The sequence below is a fragment of the Paenibacillus radicibacter genome (assembly GCF_024721995.1).
Taxonomy (GTDB): domain Bacteria; phylum Bacillota; class Bacilli; order Paenibacillales; family NBRC-103111; genus Paenibacillus_AM; species Paenibacillus_AM radicibacter.
On the sequence record NZ_JANQBC010000001.1, the window covers coordinates 857,057 to 876,165 of the forward strand.

The window sequence follows — 19,109 nt, forward strand, 5'->3', positions numbered from 1 at the left end:
TATTAATAATAAGATACCTTTTTATTGACCGATTGTCTAGCCCAAAGCGCGTTCGATTACAGCCATGCGGATTGGAACGCCATTACTCATTTGTGTGAATATCTTTGACTTCGGATGTTCAACTAGCTCGTCATCGATCTCTACATTACGATTCACAGGTGCGGGATGCATAATGATTGCATGTGGTGCCATTCTTCCAGCGCGCTCTACTGTTAGTCCAAAGTTCGCTCTGTATTCATCAGCGGAGCGTAATTCTCCGTTCACATGACGCTCTAGTTGGACACGCAGCATCATGACCACATCTGCCTTCAGCGCTTCTTCCATCGTTACGTATGTTGCAAACTCATTAAGTTCCGGAGCTTGCATGTTTTGTGGTCCGCAGAATACGACTTTCGCTCCTAATGTGCGCAGTGCCCATAAGTTTGAGCGTGCAACACGACTGTGCAGAATATCGCCAATTATCGCAACAGTCAGACCTTTTATGCTGCCAAAATGGTTACGCATTGTATATATATCAAGCAATGCTTGTGTTGGATGTTCGTTATTGCCATCACCCGCGTTAACTAGCGGAGCTTTAATTCGTCTTGCAAGCTCAGGTAGTAAGCCGATTGGTTTCAGTCGAATGACGCCAACTTCCATGCCCATGGATTCAATCGTGCGCACCGTATCGTAGATGGACTCTCCTTTTTGCACAGAAGATTCAGCAGCTGAGAAGTTGATCACTTCCGCACCTAATCTCTTCTGCGCAATTTCGAATGAAACCCTCGTTCTTGTTGAGTTCTCGAAGAATAGATTCGCAACGAATCTGCCGTTCATGACATTAGAAATCTTGTTCGGGTGGTTTTCCCAATAAGCAGCACGATCCAATATACTCACTAGCTCACTTGCACTCATGTCCTTAAGCCCTAAAAGGCTCTTCCCTATCATTGTGTGTACCGTGCTCATCTTATTTCCCCCTTAGTTTTGAATCACTACAGCGTCCTGACCATCGACTTCGTGAAGTAAGACTTCAATTGACTCAAGTTTAGATGAAGGAACATTCTTACCTACGTAGTCAGGTCGAATCGGAAGTTCTCGGTGTCCTCTATCAATAAGTACTGCAAGTTGAATCATTCCAGGTCTGCCTAGATCAATTAGCGCATCCATGGCTGCACGCACGGTTCGTCCTGTAAAGAGCACATCATCGAACAGGATGACTTTCTTGTCTTTAATCGGAAGGTTAAGTCCGTTTGAGATTTCTTCTACGGATTGAACTTGCACACGATCATCTCGGTAAGAAGTGATGTCGATCTCTCCTACTGGGAGTGTTACTCCTTCGATCTCTTCGATTAATCCAGCTACTCGCTGAGCCAAATAAATACCTCGCGTTCGAATTCCGATTAGGATACAATCATCTACCCCTTTGTTCTTTTCCAAAATCTCATGCGCAATACGTGTCAGCGCTCGACGAATCCCCATTTGATCCATTAAAGAATGCGTTTTTTCAGCCATTGATAGGCACCTCCTAGATAATTACACAACAGTTATTGACTGCAAAACAAAAAGCTCCTTACCATAATGGCAAGGAGCTCTACTTTAGACAGGTCAAATCCATCTGTTCACAATCTAGACACGCGTCTAGACAGACTCAGATGCTCGATTCACATTCGTGAACCGACCCTAAATACTGTAGCGTTTACCTTGCCAGCCTCTCTGGACTGTTTTTAAAGGTACTTTTCGATTACTGAGATTATCGCACTTTCGACAAGAAAAGTCAACAAGCCAATATCATTTCACCTCATGAAATCTATTCTTACATTGATTGAACATTTCTTTTATGCTATAAAGATGTAATCAATGCATAATCAAGTTAGTCCCAAGTTTCTAATAATATTGAATGGAGATGACATTCGTGAGTGAAATGAACACAATGGAAATCATTAATTTTATCCGTGACAGCAAAAAGAAAACACCAGTAAAAGTATACATTAAAGGTGCTCTAACTAGCCTTAACTACGGCGACAATGTAAAAGCATTCATCTCAGGAGACAGCGGTGTAATTTTCGGTGAGTGGGCAGACATTCAGCCTGTATTCGAAGCAAACCAAGCAAACGAAGCAGATTATGAGATCGAATCCGATCGTCGTAACTCCGCTATTCCATTACTAGATATGAAAGGCATCAACGCTCGTATCGAGCCAGGTGCAGTTATTCGTGACAAAGTATCCATCGGCGACAACGCGGTTATCATGATGGGTGCAGCAATTAACATCGGTGCAAGCATAGGTGCTGGCACAATGATCGATATGAACGTAACAATCGGTGGTCGTGTACAAGTTGGTAACATGTGCCACATCGGCGCAGGTTCCGTCCTTGCTGGCGTAATTGAGCCACCTTCCGCACAACCTGTAGTTATTGAAGACAACGTACTAATCGGTGCTAACGCAGTCGTTCTTGAAGGCGTACGCATTGGACAAGGTGCTGTAGTAGCTGCTGGTGCAATCGTTGTTGCTGACGTTCCTGAGAACGCAGTAGTTGCTGGCGCTCCTGCTAAGATCATTAAAAATGTAGACGCTAAAACAAAATCCAAGACAGAAATCATGCAAGAACTTCGTCAGCTGTAATTGCGAAGGAGGTTACTCTAGTGGAAACCGCAACAAGCCGTTATACGGCGATTCGTAGAGAGCTGCATCAAATTCCAGAACCTGGATTCCAAGAATTCAAGACACAGCGCTTTCTTCTCGACTATATCACTAAGCTTCCACAAGATCGCTTAGAAGTACAGACTTGGGAGACAGGCATTCTCGTCAAAGTTCTTGGAACAAACCCGAAGATGACGTATGGCTATCGCGCAGACATGGACGGGCTTCCAATCAAGGAAGACACGTCTTATGAGTTCCAATCCTTGCATGAAGGGTTTATGCACGCTTGCGGACATGACCTGCACATGACGATTGGACTCGGGGTTCTCACTCATTTTGTGGAAAATGCGATTAAAGACAATTTAGTTGTCCTTTTCCAACCTGCTGAAGAAGGTCCTGGTGGTGCCCTGCCGATGCTAGCAAGTGAACAGTTCAAAGCTTGGAAACCTGATCAAATATTCGCGCTGCATGTTGCGCCGGAATATCCAGTCGGTACCATTGCGACGAGACCTGGCATTCTATTTGCCAATACGTCAGAGCTGTTTATCGATCTCAAAGGTAAAGGTGGACATGCTGCCTATCCGCATCAAGCCAACGATATGGTCGTAGCCGCTGCTCAATTGCTGACTCAGTTCCAGACGATAATTTCGCGTAATATCGACCCTCTAAACTCCGCTGTTATTACAGTAGGTAAAATTGAAGGCGGTACGAAGCAGAACATTATCGCGGAAAAAGCAAGACTGGAAGGCACGATTCGTACACTTTCTGCAGATACGATGGTACTTGTAAAGTCTAGAATCGAAGCTCTTGTCAAAGGAATTGAAGTGGGTTTCGCCTGTGAAGCTATGATCGATTACGGTGCGAATTATCGCCAAGTGTACAACAATGGAGAATTGACTAGTGAATTTATGAATTTTGTAGAAGAACAAGACTTGATGAAGGTCGTTCATTGCCGCGAAGCGATGACTGGTGAGGATTATGGTTATTTCCTTGATGAAATCCCTGGATTCATGTTCTGGCTAGGTGTAGATACACCCTATGGATTGCATCACGCCAAGCTTGAACCTGATGAGGGTGCGATTGAACAAGCGATTCGCCTCATGAGCGAATATATCAGTTGGAAATCTATGCAGAATCATGCATAAATTTGCATGCCTATTTATGATTAGCGTAAAATCCTTTGTATTGAAGGTTTTTGCGCTTTTCTTTTAAGAGTAAAAAAGACCACCCAATTACACGCACTGGTTGGTCTTCTTTATTGCTTCTGTTACATCTACGCCTCTAAAGACCTCACAAAGCGCTCTAGGCGCTCCATCGCCTCTACTAGAACTTCCATCGAGTATGCATACGAAAGTCTAACATAGCCCTCTCCATAAGCGGAGAACGCATCTCCAGGTACAATGCCGACTCTCTCCTGCTCAAGCAGTTTCATCGTAAAGTCTAACGAGCTTAATCCGAACTTCGTAATCGATGGGAAAATGTAAAATGCCCCTTCAGGTTTCACCACTTCAAAGCCCATAGATACCATGCGATCATACACAAAATCCAATCTCGCTTTGTACTCGATCTTCATCGGCTCTGCATCGTCAACACCATTCGTCAGTGCTTCCAAAGCTGCATATTGGCTGATCGAACTTGCACAAGTGACATTGTACTGGTGCACCTTCACCATATGCTGCGTCAGCTCTATAGGAGCGAATGTGAATCCGATACGCCATCCTGTCATCGAATGAGATTTGGACAATCCGTTAATAACAATCGTCTTCTCACGCATACCCGGAATCGTTGCAATCGAATGATGCTTCGGCCCATAGATCAGTTCACTGTAAATTTCATCGGAGATGACAAATACATTTTTGTCGCGTAGAAGATTAGCAATCGCCTGCAAATCGTCCGCATTCAGTAGTTGACCTGTCGGATTCGAAGGATAACACAATATGATTGCTCTTGTACGCTCCGACAAATTCGCTGCAATCAGCTCTGCTGTTAACTTAAACTCATGTGCTGTCGTATCGACAAGTACAGGCACGCCACCTGCTAGACGAATTAATGGCTCATAACCCGGATAAATCGGTGCAGGAAGAATCACTTCACTACCTTCTTCAAGAATGGTGCGAAGTGTAATATCAAGCGCCTCGCTCGCACCTGTCGTCACGATTATCTCATCTTCTGCTTTGTACATAAGACCGTATTTTTGCTCCATGAAACGGCTTGCCGCCTTGCGGAGCTCTAACAACCCATGGTTCGGTGTGTAGACCGTCTTGTGATTGTTAATCGCTTCAATACCCGCTTCCAGAATATGTTCCGGCGTTGGAAAGTCAGGTTGACCAATTGTTAAAGAAAGAACATTATCATATTGACTAATGAGATTCGCAATTTTACGGATACCGGAAATTTGAATCTCTTTTACCCTTGGATTAATAAGATGTTCCATGTTCTCTCCCCCATGTTTCATCATCTCTAGCGACTACGTAAGTTTTGCAGCAGTTGTTCCATATCCTCTGGCAGCTGAGCTTCAAACTCGTGATACGCCCCTGTACGCGGATGAACAAATCCTAATAATGCAGCATGCAGTGCTTGCCCACCTGCCATTGTAATATGCTTATTGCGACCACCATAAGCGGGATCTCCCACGAGTGGATGACCGATAAACTTCATATGCACACGAATTTGATGCGTTCTGCCCGTCTCCAACTTCAGTTCAACAAGCGTGCTGTCCCCAAAACGCTCAATGACGGAGAAATGTGTAACCGCATGCTTCGCATTCTTCTCTGTTACCGTAAATAGCTTACGATCATGAGGATCGCGTCCAATCGGAGCATCAATCGTGCCCTGCTCATGTGCCACATCCCCATGAACAATTGCCAAATATTTGCGATTCACACTATGTTCCTTAAGTTGTGCCGCTAAGCTATTATGAGAAAGATCATTCTTCGCGGCCATTAGAAGCCCAGAAGTATCCTTATCAATACGATGCACAATACCTGGGCGCATAACGCCATTAATCCCAGATAAATCTTTACAGTGGTGAAGCAGTGCATTTACAAGCGTTCCATTCGGATGACCTGCCGCTGGATGCACAACCATGCCACGAGGTTTATTGACTACAATGACATCACTATCTTCAAATACGACTTCAATTGGAATATCTTCAGGACCGATTTCAGTCTCGACAGACTCCGGAATGACGAGTGTTACAACATCGCCTGCATTCAGCTTATAATTCGGCTTCACAACAGACTGTTTCACACGAGCATGTCCATCCTTCACCCAGTTCTGCACTTGTGTACGTGACACATCATCCAAGCATTCAGTTAGAAACTTATCGATGCGATCTCCACATTGCGTCTGGTCAACGATCCATTCTTGTTCTTCCTGTCCATTCCATACCGTTTCATCATTTAATTCTAGGCGTTCGCCCGTATTACTCATTCGCTTTCCCTCTACTTTCTTGTCTCCACACGATTAATGTATCTAGCAGTGCTAATCCAACACCGATCACAATCGCACAATCCGCAACATTAAAAATCGCAAAGTCATAATCCACATGCTTACCAAAGAAATCAAAAACAAAATTAAAATGGAAGAAGTCCGTCACTTCACCTGACACCAGACGATCAATAAAGTTGCCAATTGCGCCTCCCAGAATCAAACACAATGCCCATGAGAATAGTCCGCGTCCTGATTCTTTCATTGTTTTACGTATCATAATAACAATTCCAATGACAACTGCTGTTGTAATGACGATGAAAAACCAACGCTGACCCATCAAGATGCCGAATGCTGCACCGCGATTTCGATGGGATGTAAGTTGGAAAAATTCACCGATAACGGAGATGGACTGTCCCACATCCATTTGACTACGAATAAGCCATTTCGTAATTTGATCCACAATCACGACAATTAGTGCGTAAATATAGTATCGCATGTCCATTTCCCCTTTGTATCCAAACATATACCCTACTATTGTAGCAAGGATTTACCTCTATTCAAAATATCCCGCTCTGCTCACAATACTGAGTAAGAAGACCCACTCAGAAGGGAGCTGTGTACATTTCGTGTATCACTTAACTAATGCAGAGTTACTGGAATTAAAAAAACAACTGCAAAATGAACAGCAATTTCTTAAAACACACGCAGGTAGTGACGGCACATTCGGTCTATCACAATCACTACGCGAAGGCAGCGGTGAATTGTCAGCCTATGACAACCATCCTGGTGATACAGCAACCGAGTTATACGAACGCGAGAAAGATATTGGTTTACAAGAACATTATGAAGCTCATCTCCAAGAAATTGAAGTTGCCTTAACCGCGATGTTAAACGGTAATTACGGTATTTGTCGCACTTGTAATGCTCCCATTGATTACGAGCGACTTCAAGCTGTACCTACGACCCTTTATTGCAAAACTCATTCACCTAGTCAGCATTCATCGGATCGACGCCCTGTTGAGGAAGATGTGTTGTCACCAGCATTTGGACGCACAAGCCGAGATGAAGATTCCGAGTGGACAGGCTTCGACGGTGAAGACGCTTGGCAAATTGTTGCAAGCTGGGGCAACTCCAACTCTCCTGCCATGTCTGAGAATCGAGAAGTGTCTGGTTACGATGAAATGACAATCGAGAATGATGAATCAGACGGCTATGTTGAACCATTCGAAAGCTTCCTTGCAACCGACATGTATGGTAAGCAGTTGTCTGTAGTCCGCAACAAAACATATCAACACTATATGCAAAATGGCGAAGGTGAAGATCTGCTCGAACTTGATGATAACCCAGAATCGTATTCCTAATGCGAAAAGAATTATTTACGCAGTTCGAGCCCATTCTGCACATAGTTCACAAGTGATGTAATGTAATCACCAATAATCGGCAGTTCCAACGCGCCAAGCTTCTCTAACAGATAAAGAACCGTTCCTGTAAAAATTGTAATCCCAACCGCAATTCCAAACCCTTTGGATATTCCACCTAAGAAGTTAAGCCAAATAAATCTACCCGGTCGATATAGTCGTTGCATGAATATTGTGAGTTCAGAGACTTTATTATTGATTTGGGCTAGAAGTGGATCATGATCTTTCTCTTGATTGTGTTCGTCTTGTGTAGGATCATTACTCTGATTCATTCTTCTGACCTCCAGTTATTGACTCATTATCGTATAAAAACGATGGAAACGAGCTCTCCGCATAAAGCGAAGGCTCGTTTATTTTGTATGGTTACTCCATCATTTCTTTATAATGAGTATCGACAACTTCGGAACATCTTACGCATAAAGTTGGATATTGCTCGATTGTTCCTACTTCCTCTTTCACCATCCAGCAGCGCTCACATTTCTCACCGTCAGCCACTGTAACCGCAACAGCCAGTTTCTCGGATTGAAGTGCACCTTCAGGCGCTTGCTCCCCAGCTACATGAATATGAACGTGGGATACAACGAACAACTGCTCTAACTCTTGCATTTGTGCAAATAGAGCATGTGCTTCTGCATTTGGATACAGATGAACGGCAGCTCCAAGTGGATCACCGATCACTTTTGCTTTACGTGCATCTTCTAGTGCTTTTAACACTTCATCACGAAGCTCTAAGAATTTATCCCATTTATTTTCCAATTCTGCATTAAAAATAGTTGTGTCTACAGCTGGCATTTCACTTAGTTGAACACTGATCTCTTCTACACCCGGAATGAACTTCCACACTTCGTCAGAAGTATGAGGTAAGATTGGAGAGATCAACTTCGTGATGCTTACTAGAACATCATAAAGCACTGTTTGTGCTGCTTTACGATCCGCACTATCCGCTGCATCAACATACAAGCAATCTTTACGTACGTTCATGAACAAGGAACTCATCTCAACTGCACAGAAGTGGTGAATTTCTTGGTAAACCACGTGGAACTCGTAGTTCTCATAAGCGTTCATTACTTTATCCATCATGCGATTCAAGCTAATAAGCGTGTAACGCTCTAATTCCTTCATCTCTGCAAAATCTACACGATCTGTCTTCGGATCAAAGTTACCTAGGTTACCAAGCAAGAAACGAAGCGTGTTACGAATCTTACGGTAGCCTTCACTTGTTTGGTTCAGTATGTTATCAGAGATACGTACATCGGATTGATAATCAACGGAAGATACCCATAGACGAAGGATATCTGCACCAAGTTTATCTGCAACTTTAATCGGATCAACTGTGTTTCCAAGTGACTTGGACATCTTGCGACCTTCACCATCTAGCGTAAAACCGTGGGATAGAATCGCTTTATATGGAGATTGACCATGCATCGCTACGCCTGTAATAAGCGAGGAGTTAAACCATCCACGGTATTGGTCAGAACCTTCCATGTACAAGTCTGCTGGCCATTGCAAGTCTTCACGGGCTGCAAGTACACCATGGTGAGAGGAACCGGAATCGAACCATACGTCCATGATGTCTTTTTCTTTTGCAAAATCATTATGACCACATGATCCACAAGTTGAACCTTCTGGCATCAATTCTTTTTCCGAACGAATAAACCAAGCATTTGATCCTTCTTGTGCGAATAGGTTCGCCACGTGCTCGATTGTTTGCTCATTCACTAGTGGCTCACTACATTTACGGCAGTAGAAGATTGGAATTGGCACGCCCCATACACGTTGACGGGAAATACACCAATCTCCACGGTCTGCGATCATGTTGTGAAGACGCGTCTCACCCCAGCGCGGTGTCCATTTCACTTTCTTAATTTCATCCAACATTTCTGTACGGAATTTATCGATTGAAGCGAACCATTGCTCCGTAGCGCGGTAGATAACTGGCTTCTTCGTTCTCCAGTCATGCGCATATTGGTGCTTGATCGTGGATTGGTTTAACAAGTGACCATTCTCCACCAAGTTCTCAACAACAACTTTGCTTGCCTTTTCATAAAATAACCCTTCATAACCAGGTGCTTCAACTGTCATATGACCTTGATCGTCAACTGGGCAAAGCACACCAATCTTATAACGTTGACCGATTGCAAAGTCTTCTTCCCCGTGTCCTGGAGCTGTATGAACACAGCCTGTACCCGCATCAAGCGTTACGTGCTCGCCAACCATTACAAGAGATTCACGGTCATAGAATGGATGTTGGCAAGTTACGAATTCAAGTTCGCTGCCTTTAACTTTGGAAAGTACTTCAACTTCGCCCCAACCAATTGCTTGGGTCACAGCTGGCAGTAATCCTTCAGCAACTACATACTTCTTGCCTTCTACATTCACGACCACATATTCAAAGTCAGGGTGAACGGAAATACCTAAGTTTGCTGGCAATGTCCAAGGCGTTGTTGTCCAGATGATGATCGCAGCATCTTGTGGAAGCTTGCCTTTGCCATCTTTCACATCGAACGCCACATAGATGGAAGTAGATACTTTCTCACGATACTCGATCTCAGCTTCTGCAAGCGCACTTTCAGAAGATGGAGACCAGTAAACCGGTTTAAGACCTTTATAGATATATCCTTTATTCACCATTTCACCGAATACACGGATTTGTTGCGCTTCGAACTCTGGCTGCAACGTGATATAAGGATTGTCCCAATCACCGCGAACACCTAGACGACGGAATTGTGTTTTCTGTTTCTCCACCCATTGCAACGCATATTCCTTGCAATACTCACGGAACTCGGAGATTCCCATTTGTTTGCGATCTACTTTACCGGAGTTTGTGATTGCTTGCTCAATTGGCAAACCGTGCGTATCCCAACCCGGTACGAAAGGCGCATCATAGCCTTGTAACGATTTGAAACGAACGATGATGTCTTTAATAACTTTATTCATCGCGTGTCCGATATGGATGTCTCCATTCGCATATGGAGGACCGTCGTGAAGAATAAACTTCTGCTTGCCTTGACGGCTCTCTTTCACCTTGGAGAAAATGTCAATCTCATCCCACCATGCTTGCATGTTAGGTTCTGCTTGAGGCAGATTTCCTCTCATCGGAAAGTCAGTTTTAAGTAAGTTTAATGTTTTGCCATAATCCATACCTGTCCACTCCTTCATATATCCTTCAATACAAAAACAAAAAAACTCCTCATCCCCAAAAGGGACGAGAAGTTATGCTCGCGGTACCACCCTAGTTCAGAACGACAATCAAACAAGCCTGCTTAGAAGCTGACAAGTCCGGACGATAACATAGCCCGATCGTTCTCACTCGTTAATTGATAACGGAATTACCCGATACTCTCTACTTCCATTTCAAGAGATACTCCTGGGGGATTTTCATCCGGCGCTAGTGGTTAGGCTCACACCATCTCCTAACTCGCTGACACTGCATACAACGGAATACTCGGGCCCAGTCCTCGATTTCAGAACATGTTCAGTTAACAGGAGTATATCGAATTCACCCTTTATAGTCAATGTTTCCTACAATATTGACTATAATTCGTTACGATGCTCCGCAGGAGCTGCTTCTAAGGAAGCCCAGTCTTCATTACTCAGCAATTCAAGCTGCGCTTCAAGTAGTGTGCGGAATCTTGTTCTGTAGATAGATGCTTGCTTCTTCAGCTCTTCCACTTCCAGTGCAACCTTACGGGATTTAACTAACGACTCATTAATAATACGATCTGCATTCTTCTCTGCTTCTTTAAGTATAAGTTGCGCTTCTTTCTTCGCGTTGTTCTTCACTTCGTCTGCCGCTTCTTGTGCGACAATGATCGTCTTGCTTAACGTTTCTTCTATGTTTACAAAATGGCCTAAGCGCTCTTCCATCGCTAGCACCTTATTTTGAATTTCTTTATTTTCGCGAATTAATGCTTCATAATCCTTAATAATCTGATCCAAGAATTCATTAACCTGATCTTCGTCATATCCACGAAAAGATCTTGAAAACTCTTTGTTGTGAATATCTAATGGCATGATCGGCATTGCTGCACCCCCTGATAAATAAAAAGAAACAAAACGATTAACACTAATTTCGACAAAAAGAAGAAAAATCCTTCATGAATTGACTAGTTCTTCAGGCATATTTTCCTATTTTCACACGCAATCTACCTTTTTTTGTAAGACCCTCTACTTCAAGCACTTTAAAGCGTCCGAACCCTTGTAGCGAGACAACATCGCCTTCTCTGAGCTCTTTGCTTGGACTTAGTTCCGGCTTCCAATTAACACGACACTTACCTGCTTGTATCGGTTGTACGATCTTAGCACGAGATAGTCGCCATGCATCACTTAGAATGCCATCAAGGCGCATCGATGCGACTGAGAAACTCATTTCCTCAAAGTTCTGCTTCGCTACCTCTAGCTTGTCTATCGACAAAATCTCCGTCTGGACATGCACCCGATGGACTTGGGACAACTGCATATGCATGAATGCAATAGCTTCCGAAGCAATTACGATATGCGCTTCATTCACATGTACATGGATATCGCCAACTTTATCTCGTTTCATTCCAACGTTCAAGACTGCTCCCATAAAGTCGCCATGCTCAAGGGAAATAAATTTGCTATCATCCGATCGAATGTGCAGCACTTCCAGTCCGAAATCTTCATCGGATAAATCACGGTAAGTAGGACCAATAATTGCACGCTTCCGCTCTGCACTTAAGTTACCTCCGTCAAATATACAGTGTGCATCCAGTTCGCGATTCACGAGTGAAGTCACAATAAAAGCTTGACGAGGATCCAGAAAATCGGTCCTCGTCACCGCATGATTGTGTGCTGCACGTTCTACCCATTCCATCGCACGATCCACAAAGTGGCGCTCATCGGGGTGAAAATGTGCATAAAAGTCTTTATTCATAATCATTCACCAACTAAAAGAAGAATAACTGAATGACGTATTTAACACCTTGCTGCAAGAAAATGAGTGCAAACAAAGCTACGATTGGCGAGAAGTCAATCGGACCTAGTGGCGGTACAAACCGACGGAATGGCGTCAAATATGGCTCAACTATCCTAGCAAGAAAAGCACCAAAAGAACTCTCACGAGCATTCGGGAACCAACTAAGTAAGATGTAACCGATAATCATATAGCGATACACTAAAAATAGATTGTCGATAATGTTAAAAATGTTAGTAGACACGAACTCACCTGCCTTATTTCTTATATTGTCTAGTTCTCATACATGATGTCCGAAATAGAGCCTTGAATCTCCATGGAGTCAGGCGTACATAAGTAAATGCCCGGACCTAGCTTAGAGATCGAACCGTTTAAAGCATACACAGTACCACTCAAAAAATCAACTATACGCAGTGCAACTTCCGAACGAATACGCTGTAAATTCACAACAACCGCGCGGCGATTGCGAAGATGGTCTGCCAATTCCTGTGCATCTTCAAAGGAACGAGGTTCATAGAGCATCACACGCGAATTTTTCTGAGAATGGATTGGAACGATATTATTTTTGGGACGTGGACGCGGCTCAGTAGCTACAAATTCCATTTCCTCTTCTTCATGCTGCTGATTCGGTTGTTGGAACTTGTCCATCTCACGTTCTCTCGTTTTGTCATACTCCACATCTTGCTCTTCTTCTTGCAGTCCGATGTAGTTCATGAACTTCTTAATGACTCCCATCTTCTACTCCTCCTCCGCTGGTTTCACAATTATGGAGCCCAGTCTTACAAAGGTTGCACCTTCCTCAACTGCCACTTCATAGTCATTAGACATTCCCATTGATAGATGACGAACTTCATAAGGAAAGATTTGACGTTTATTGAGCTCATCGCGTAATTCGCGCAAACCTCCAAAGACAGGTCTTGTATCCTCTGCTTCTCCTTCAAACGGAGCCATCGTCATCAAACCCTCAATTTGAAGGTGTGGGAGTGACTTGATCTGTTCAGCAAAATCATACAATTGTTCAGGTGGTAAGCCATACTTAGACTGCTCGCCAGATACATTCACTTGAATCAAACAGCGCTGTACAATTCCAAGCTTCTCGGCAGCTTTGTTCAATTCTGTTGCTAAAGATATTCGATCTAAAGAATGAATATAAGCAAATTTGCCAATAACATCCTTTACTTTATTAGTCTGCAAGTGACCGATAAAATGCCACTGCCCTTGATTCCCTAATTGTTCCCACTTCGCTTTCGCATCTTGCCAGCGATTTTCACCGATATGTTTAAATCCGTGCTCAAGCACTTCTGCGGTCTCTGGGATACCAACATATTTAGTAACGGCGATTACTTCCACAGACTTGGGATCACGCCCAACTTGCTGACAAGCTTTCGCAATCGAAGCTTCCACATATTGTTTACGCTGCTGCATCGTCATTGCTGTCTTCACCTCACTTCTCATTCCTTACGACTCTTTCATCGCCATCCAAGCAACCATTCTTCCCGTTTGCCCGTGTTCTTTACGATGAGAGAAAAATAAATCTGTATGGCAGCTCGTGCATAATCCTGATACTTCGATATGACTCGACACGATTCCTGCTTTTAGCAACATCGCTTGATTGAAAAGTTTCAAGTTTAGCATATATTTACCAATGTGTTCACTAGGTAGCAAAATATCATTTGTAGAAATACCTTGGATTTGTAAAGATTCATAATGTTGTGTCACCTGATTTGCTATTCGCTCATCAACTTCATAACAGCAACCTCCAATGGAAGGACCAATTGCCGCTTGAATATGCTGCGGCTCAGAGCCGTAAACAGCATTCATCTTAGCTACCGTAGCTCCCGCAATATCAAGGACACTCCCTTTCCAGCCTGCATGTGACACACCGATAACGCGCTTAGACGGGTCCCAGAAAAATAACGGCACACAATCCGCATACATCATGCAAAGTGCAATTCCAGATTCGTTCGTAATCATACCATCCGTATCTTGGATGGCTTCTTCGCGAATCGCATGACCTTTGCCTTGATTATCACTCGTTACAACAACCACATCATTGCCATGTACTTGTTCGGCATATGTACAACGATCCAACGGAATCGATATGGCACTCGCTAACCGCTGCCGATTACACACAACATCCTCTGGTCGATCCAATACATGCAATCCACAATTCAGTGAATCAAACGGCTTTTCACTCACACCACCAATACGAGACGTAAATCCCGCTGTTAACCTGCTGCCTTGCTTCATCCATGTGGATATCTCCAATAATGTCGGGTGCTTCTCTTGATCTACTCTTGTAAACGGTTCTCTGCTCTCCATGATGATCCCCCGTTCCTTTAACATGCTCCTTAATAGTGTAACACACCCGAAACATAAAAACACACGCGGTTCAGGCTATCCGAGTTAGCCCCTCACGTGTGTTTCATGTGCGTTAACGATACTGCTTATTATACTCATAAGCCGTATCACCTTCTTCAACTGCTCGAAAAGAGCGACTTTCGTCAAGCTTTACGAGTACAACATCTGCCCCGATCTTCACAATATTTTTCCACGGGATAATAACGTCTGTACTGCTCCCGAACATTCCAAAAAACTTGCCTTGCGTCGGGACAATAATAGCATCAATACGACCTTGCTTGAGATCCAGCTCTAAATCACTAACTACTCCAAGCTTTTTCCCGTCGACAATGTTAATAACATCCTTCGTTTGAAAATCCGATATTTTCACGGGAATTCACCACATATCCTTGTTTTTTTCTAGTATATGTGGGCAGTAGCCAAACATTGACTACGATTTTACATGCTTTTGCATTTGTGAGATCGCAGACTTCTCCAGCCTTGAAACCTGTGCTTGGGAAATACCAATCTCATCTGCTACTTCCATCTGCGTCTTTCCGTCAAAGAAGCGCATCGATAGAATCAACTTCTCACGATCACCTAAGCGTCGCATTGCTTCTCGTAGTGCAATTCCTTCGATCCATGTCATATCTTTGTTCCGCTCGTCCGAAATTTGATCCATCACATAGATTGGATCGCCACCATCATGATAAATCGGTTCAAACAATGAAACCGGATCTTGGATGGCATCCAGTGCGAATACGACGTCTTCTTTGGGAACATTGATTGCTTCTGATATTTCAAAAATTGTAGGTTCACGCGAATTCATATTCGTAAGAGAATCACGTACTTGAAGTGCTTTGTATGCTATATCACGCAAAGATCGGGATACACGAATTGGATTGTTATCACGTAAATAACGGCGAATTTCACCAATAATCATCGGTACGGCATACGTTGAAAACTTCACATTTTGCCCTAAATCGAAATTGTCTATTGCTTTCATAAGGCCTATACATCCAACTTGAAATAGATCATCAACATATTCTCCGCGATTGTTAAATCGCTGAATGACACTCAACACTAATCGAAGGTTGCCATTTACTAACTTCTCTCTTGCACCACGCTCATTCTGGGTCTGCAAGCGGGTAAATAAATCACGCATCTCAACGTTGGTTAGTACAGGTAGTTTGGCAGTATCAACGCCACAGATCTCAACTTTATTACGGGTCATCGTGAATACCTCCCAAGGAGAAACATTAATGTCAATTATGTCCTTGAGAGTGAATTTTATGCGCAAAAAATGGTGGTCATTTTAACATGATCCACCATCTGTAAACGCTTTACATGGTAACTGCGCAGAATTGATGTCGCTTACACCATCTTATTAAATTCTTTTCGAAGACGCTTGATGATTCGTTTTTCCAATCTGGATATGTAGGATTGTGAGATACCGAGTAAATCGGCAACATCCTTCTGGGTCTTCTCTTCCCCATCCTGGAGGCCAAAGCGCAATTCCATAATAATTCGCTCACGCTCTGTCAGCTTGTCTAGCGCCTTCTGTAGTAGCTTTCGATCCACTTGCTCTTCAATATTGCGATAAATCGTATCATTCTCTGTACCGAGAACGTCGCTGAGTAGTAGTTCATTCCCATCCCAATCAATATTTAGCGGTTCGTCAAATGAAACTTCAGTACGAATCTTGGAATTTCGACGCAGATACATTAAAATCTCATTTTCAATACAACGGGAAGCATAGGTGGCAAGCTTAATCTTCTTCTCCGGATCAAACGTGTTCACTGCCTTGATGAGACCTATAGCACCAATCGATATTAAATCTTCGATATTGATTCCTGTATTCTCAAACTTACGTGCAATGTACACAACAAGTCGTAAATTACGTTCAATTAACATGGCTCGAATGGCACCATCACCAGTAGATAACTTATCTAGCAAGTACTCCTCTTCTTCTTTCGTAAGGGGTGGTGGTAGCGCTTCGCTGCCTCCGATGTAATAAATTTCTTCGCCTTTAATTTTCAGTACCAACAAAAGACGATAATATTGAATTTGCAGCCATAGCTTCCATTTCACGAGCATGTAACTTCCTCCCAATTAGACGAATATTAGTTTTACAGAGCACCTCCTGCAACTAATGCAGGATGAATAATGGCTTGATAGGAACCATCTCGGCACAAGTGTCCGCTATCGAGTCCAATCAGGACTTTCGCAGACTCTGTTTGTCCATTTTCTTGTGAAATAATAACGCGATCCGGTTTAATAGCTAACATGAATTGGCTCGATCGGTTCACCCCTCGATAGGGTACAAGTCGAAGCCGATCCTGCCACTTCCACTCTTCATCACCTATCGTTGCAAGCAACTGCTCAGTCTTTGATTGTCGGATAAGCGTTACCCACTTCTCTGGCAGAATTGCCTCCCACTGCCCCACTTCCATCACCATAACTGGAAGCCTTGAAAGTGGATCATACAGCTGATTTCCCGTATCAATTAGTCCAGTACAACTCCACGTGTTACCATCGACCTCTACCGTCACTTTTGCCAAGTATGTCGTAAGCTGCTCTCTTCGCCTTTGAATTGCAAACATTTTGCGGATCAATACAAGCATCAAGATAGCCACGAGCACAATGAATAAAACTGTCATTTGAGGCGTATACATGAATCCGGTATGAGTAAACCAAATGCCATTCATGATCTCTCCAGATGATTGCAGTGCATACTTAATACCGAAAATCCCGCCGCCAGCGACGAAATTAACGACATAGAAAAGTCCATAATGCCGCAAATAATTTGCAAGACTCTTAAATGGGAATGCAACCCAAATCATAAGAAGAGAAAATATGATTTTCACAAAAAAAGTCATCGAAAAAGAGAGTGCAGGAAAGAACATCATCACGACATATGAGGCTCCAATCGCTGACGACAGTAGTAACCTCCACCATATGACTGGCTCTTTACGAATTTTTATTGTGGTATAAAGAATGGCTCCATCCATGAAAAAGTTGAATAAAAAAATGAGATCCAAGTAAACCGTCACTCTCTCACCTCCTGAGAGATAAGAACAGTATAATGAATACCCCCATCAAAGTCTGTCTAAAATTGGGGGCAGGCGTCCACTATTTTTGTCGCAAAATGACATCACAAAAAAAGAAGCCCTCGATACTTAATCGAGAGCTTCTTCGTCTTATTATGAATTGACTATTCTTCTGTTCTACGTGGTTGTTTACGTAAGAATGCAGGAATATCAAAATCTGTTGTTTGATGGTTATTGGAACCATGGAAAGATTGCATATTCGGTCTTTGAGTTACAGGAGGCTCATGACTTTGAACACCTGGACCTGGATTTACAGGTCTTCTCTGTCCAGGTATTGGAGCTGGCTTATGCTCAAATCCAGTCGCGATCACCGTTACGAGAATCTCATCCTTCAAGTTGTCATTAATCACAGCACCGAAAATCATGTTTACATCCTGGTCTGAAGCAGAATGCACAATGTCTGCCGCTTCGTTAACTTCATACAAAGACAAGTTCACGCCGCCTGTGATATTCATCAATACGCCGCGAGCACCTTCAATCGAAGTTTCCAAGAGTGGAGACATGATTGCTTTCTTCGCTGCTTCTGCAGCACGGTTCTCACCTGTCGCTATACCGATACCCATTAACGCAGAGCCACGCTCTGTCATAATCGTCTTCACATCGGCAAAGTCAAGGTTAATGAGACCTGGAGTTGCAATAAGATCAGAAATCCCTTGAACACCTTGACGAAGAACATTATCCGCTTCACGGAATGCTTCTAGCATAGGTGTTTTCTTATCAATGATTTCAAGTAGACGATCATTCGGAATTACGATGAGCGTATCTACTTTCTCTTTGAGTGCAGCAATACCTTGCTCTGCTTGTAGAGAACGTTTACGTCCTTCAAATGTAAATGGTCTTGTAACAACACCAACTGTTAGCGCACCGCATTCTTTTGCAATTTCTGCAATAACGGGAGCTGCACCAGTTCCTGTTCCGCCACCCATACCCGCAGTTACGAACACCATGTCCGCACCACGAAGTGTGTTCATAATTAATTCGCGTGACTCTTCAGCAGCTTTTTTACCTACATCCGGATTAGCGCCTGCTCCCAAACCACGAGTCAGCTTATCACCAATCTGAAGTCTATGAACAGATTTTGCTAGGTGTAGCGCTTGAGCATCCGTATTAACAGTGATAAATTCTACACCTTGAACGCCATTCTCGATCATACGGTTTACAGCATTACTACCGCCGCCGCCAACGCCGATGACTTTAATTTGCGCGAGTTGGTCCAAATCCAGTTCAATATCAAACATTAATAGTCATCCCCT

General features: G+C 43.3%; 21 protein-coding genes and 1 other annotated feature. Of the genes, 3 read left to right on the forward strand and 18 right to left on the reverse strand.

Going from position 1 to position 19,109, the window contains the following annotated elements:
• Positions 1-36: 36 nt before the first annotated feature.
• Both NV379_RS04410 and pyrR read right to left on the reverse strand, forming a co-directional pair.
• Positions 37-945, reverse strand: a complete 909-nt coding sequence (locus NV379_RS04410; protein WP_258206043.1) for an aspartate carbamoyltransferase catalytic subunit — start codon at positions 943-945, stop codon at positions 37-39.
• A gap of 12 nt (positions 946-957) precedes the next feature.
• A complete protein-coding gene (gene pyrR, locus NV379_RS04415; protein ID WP_258206044.1) occupies positions 958-1,491 on the reverse strand; it encodes a bifunctional pyr operon transcriptional regulator/uracil phosphoribosyltransferase PyrR in 534 nt (177 codons plus the stop codon).
• A 391-nt stretch (positions 1,492-1,882) separates the two neighbouring features.
• On the opposite strand from pyrR, the gene dapD reads away from it, so the two are divergent.
• Together dapD and NV379_RS04425 are read left to right on the forward strand one after the other, a co-directional pair.
• Positions 1,883-2,602, forward strand: coding sequence for a 2,3,4,5-tetrahydropyridine-2,6-dicarboxylate N-acetyltransferase (gene dapD / locus NV379_RS04420; RefSeq protein ID WP_258206214.1), 720 nt, complete (start codon positions 1,883-1,885; stop codon positions 2,600-2,602).
• A 20-nt stretch (positions 2,603-2,622) separates the two neighbouring features.
• Positions 2,623-3,765 carry an N-acetyldiaminopimelate deacetylase gene (locus NV379_RS04425; RefSeq protein WP_258206045.1) on the forward strand — a complete coding sequence of 381 codons (1,143 nt, stop codon included), beginning with the start codon at positions 2,623-2,625 and terminating at the stop codon, positions 3,763-3,765.
• 128 nt (positions 3,766-3,893) lie between these two features.
• On the opposite strand, the gene NV379_RS04430 is transcribed toward NV379_RS04425, so the two are convergent.
• The 3 genes from NV379_RS04430 to lspA are packed head-to-tail and all read right to left on the reverse strand — an operon-like array spanning position 3,894 to position 6,548.
• Positions 3,894-5,054: an aminotransferase A gene (locus tag NV379_RS04430; protein WP_258206046.1), complete on the reverse strand. Its 1,161-nt coding sequence runs from the start codon at positions 5,052-5,054 to the stop codon at positions 3,894-3,896.
• Positions 5,055-5,080: 26 nt separating this feature from the next.
• Positions 5,081-6,052 carry an RluA family pseudouridine synthase gene (locus NV379_RS04435; RefSeq protein WP_258206047.1) on the reverse strand — a complete coding sequence of 324 codons (972 nt, stop codon included), beginning with the start codon at positions 6,050-6,052 and terminating at the stop codon, positions 5,081-5,083.
• Positions 6,045-6,548: a signal peptidase II gene (lspA, locus tag NV379_RS04440; RefSeq protein WP_258206048.1), complete on the reverse strand. Its 504-nt coding sequence runs from the start codon at positions 6,546-6,548 to the stop codon at positions 6,045-6,047. Before lspA ends, NV379_RS04435 begins: the two co-directional genes overlap by 8 nt.
• A gap of 130 nt (positions 6,549-6,678) precedes the next feature.
• On the opposite strand from lspA, the gene NV379_RS04445 reads away from it, so the two are divergent.
• Complete coding sequence (locus tag NV379_RS04445; protein WP_258206049.1) at positions 6,679-7,413, forward strand: TraR/DksA C4-type zinc finger protein; 735 nt, start codon at positions 6,679-6,681, stop codon at positions 7,411-7,413.
• An 11-nt stretch (positions 7,414-7,424) separates the two neighbouring features.
• Here the strand turns inward: NV379_RS04445 and NV379_RS04450 are convergent, their stop codons facing one another.
• The 13 genes from NV379_RS04450 to ftsZ all read right to left on the reverse strand — a co-directional run bounded on the left by NV379_RS04450 (position 7,425) and on the right by ftsZ (position 19,094).
• The gene (locus NV379_RS04450; RefSeq protein WP_258206050.1) at positions 7,425-7,742 is read right to left on the reverse strand and encodes a DUF5665 domain-containing protein; all 318 of its coding nucleotides are present in this window, start codon (positions 7,740-7,742) and stop codon (positions 7,425-7,427) included.
• A gap of 91 nt (positions 7,743-7,833) precedes the next feature.
• Positions 7,834-10,611, reverse strand: coding sequence for an isoleucine--tRNA ligase (ileS, locus tag NV379_RS04455; protein ID WP_258206215.1), 2,778 nt, complete (start codon positions 10,609-10,611; stop codon positions 7,834-7,836).
• 57 nt (positions 10,612-10,668) lie between these two features.
• Positions 10,669-10,938: a binding site (T-box leader), on the reverse strand.
• Positions 10,939-11,004: 66 nt separating this feature from the next.
• Positions 11,005-11,493, reverse strand: a complete 489-nt coding sequence (locus NV379_RS04460; protein WP_258206051.1) for a DivIVA domain-containing protein — start codon at positions 11,491-11,493, stop codon at positions 11,005-11,007.
• 91 nt (positions 11,494-11,584) lie between these two features.
• Positions 11,585-12,367, reverse strand: a complete 783-nt coding sequence (locus NV379_RS04465; RefSeq protein WP_258206052.1) for a YlmH family RNA-binding protein — start codon at positions 12,365-12,367, stop codon at positions 11,585-11,587.
• A 13-nt stretch (positions 12,368-12,380) separates the two neighbouring features.
• Positions 12,381-12,650: a YggT family protein gene (locus NV379_RS04470; RefSeq protein WP_258206053.1), complete on the reverse strand. Its 270-nt coding sequence runs from the start codon at positions 12,648-12,650 to the stop codon at positions 12,381-12,383.
• 29 nt (positions 12,651-12,679) lie between these two features.
• Positions 12,680-13,141 (reverse strand): cell division protein SepF, encoded by a 462-nt coding sequence (locus NV379_RS04475; protein ID WP_258206054.1) that lies wholly within the window; start codon positions 13,139-13,141, stop codon positions 12,680-12,682.
• Positions 13,142-13,144: 3 nt separating this feature from the next.
• Positions 13,145-13,837: a YggS family pyridoxal phosphate-dependent enzyme gene (locus tag NV379_RS04480; protein WP_258206216.1), complete on the reverse strand. Its 693-nt coding sequence runs from the start codon at positions 13,835-13,837 to the stop codon at positions 13,145-13,147.
• A gap of 27 nt (positions 13,838-13,864) precedes the next feature.
• Positions 13,865-14,728 (reverse strand): peptidoglycan editing factor PgeF, encoded by an 864-nt coding sequence (pgeF, locus tag NV379_RS04485; RefSeq protein WP_258206055.1) that lies wholly within the window; start codon positions 14,726-14,728, stop codon positions 13,865-13,867.
• Positions 14,729-14,840: 112 nt separating this feature from the next.
• On the reverse strand, positions 14,841-15,137 hold the full coding sequence (locus tag NV379_RS04490; RefSeq protein WP_258206056.1) for a YlmC/YmxH family sporulation protein: 297 nt from the start codon (positions 15,135-15,137) through the stop codon (positions 14,841-14,843).
• 60 nt (positions 15,138-15,197) lie between these two features.
• Positions 15,198-15,980, reverse strand: coding sequence for an RNA polymerase sporulation sigma factor SigG (gene sigG, locus NV379_RS04495; RefSeq protein ID WP_258206057.1), 783 nt, complete (start codon positions 15,978-15,980; stop codon positions 15,198-15,200).
• A gap of 140 nt (positions 15,981-16,120) precedes the next feature.
• On the reverse strand, positions 16,121-16,843 hold the full coding sequence (gene sigE / locus NV379_RS04500; protein ID WP_258206058.1) for an RNA polymerase sporulation sigma factor SigE: 723 nt from the start codon (positions 16,841-16,843) through the stop codon (positions 16,121-16,123).
• A 32-nt stretch (positions 16,844-16,875) separates the two neighbouring features.
• Complete coding sequence (gene spoIIGA / locus NV379_RS04505; protein ID WP_258206059.1) at positions 16,876-17,799, reverse strand: sigma-E processing peptidase SpoIIGA; 924 nt, start codon at positions 17,797-17,799, stop codon at positions 16,876-16,878.
• A gap of 161 nt (positions 17,800-17,960) precedes the next feature.
• Positions 17,961-19,094, reverse strand: a complete 1,134-nt coding sequence (gene ftsZ / locus NV379_RS04510) for a cell division protein FtsZ (RefSeq protein WP_258206060.1) — start codon at positions 19,092-19,094, stop codon at positions 17,961-17,963.
• Between the last annotated feature and the right edge of the window lie 15 nt (positions 19,095-19,109).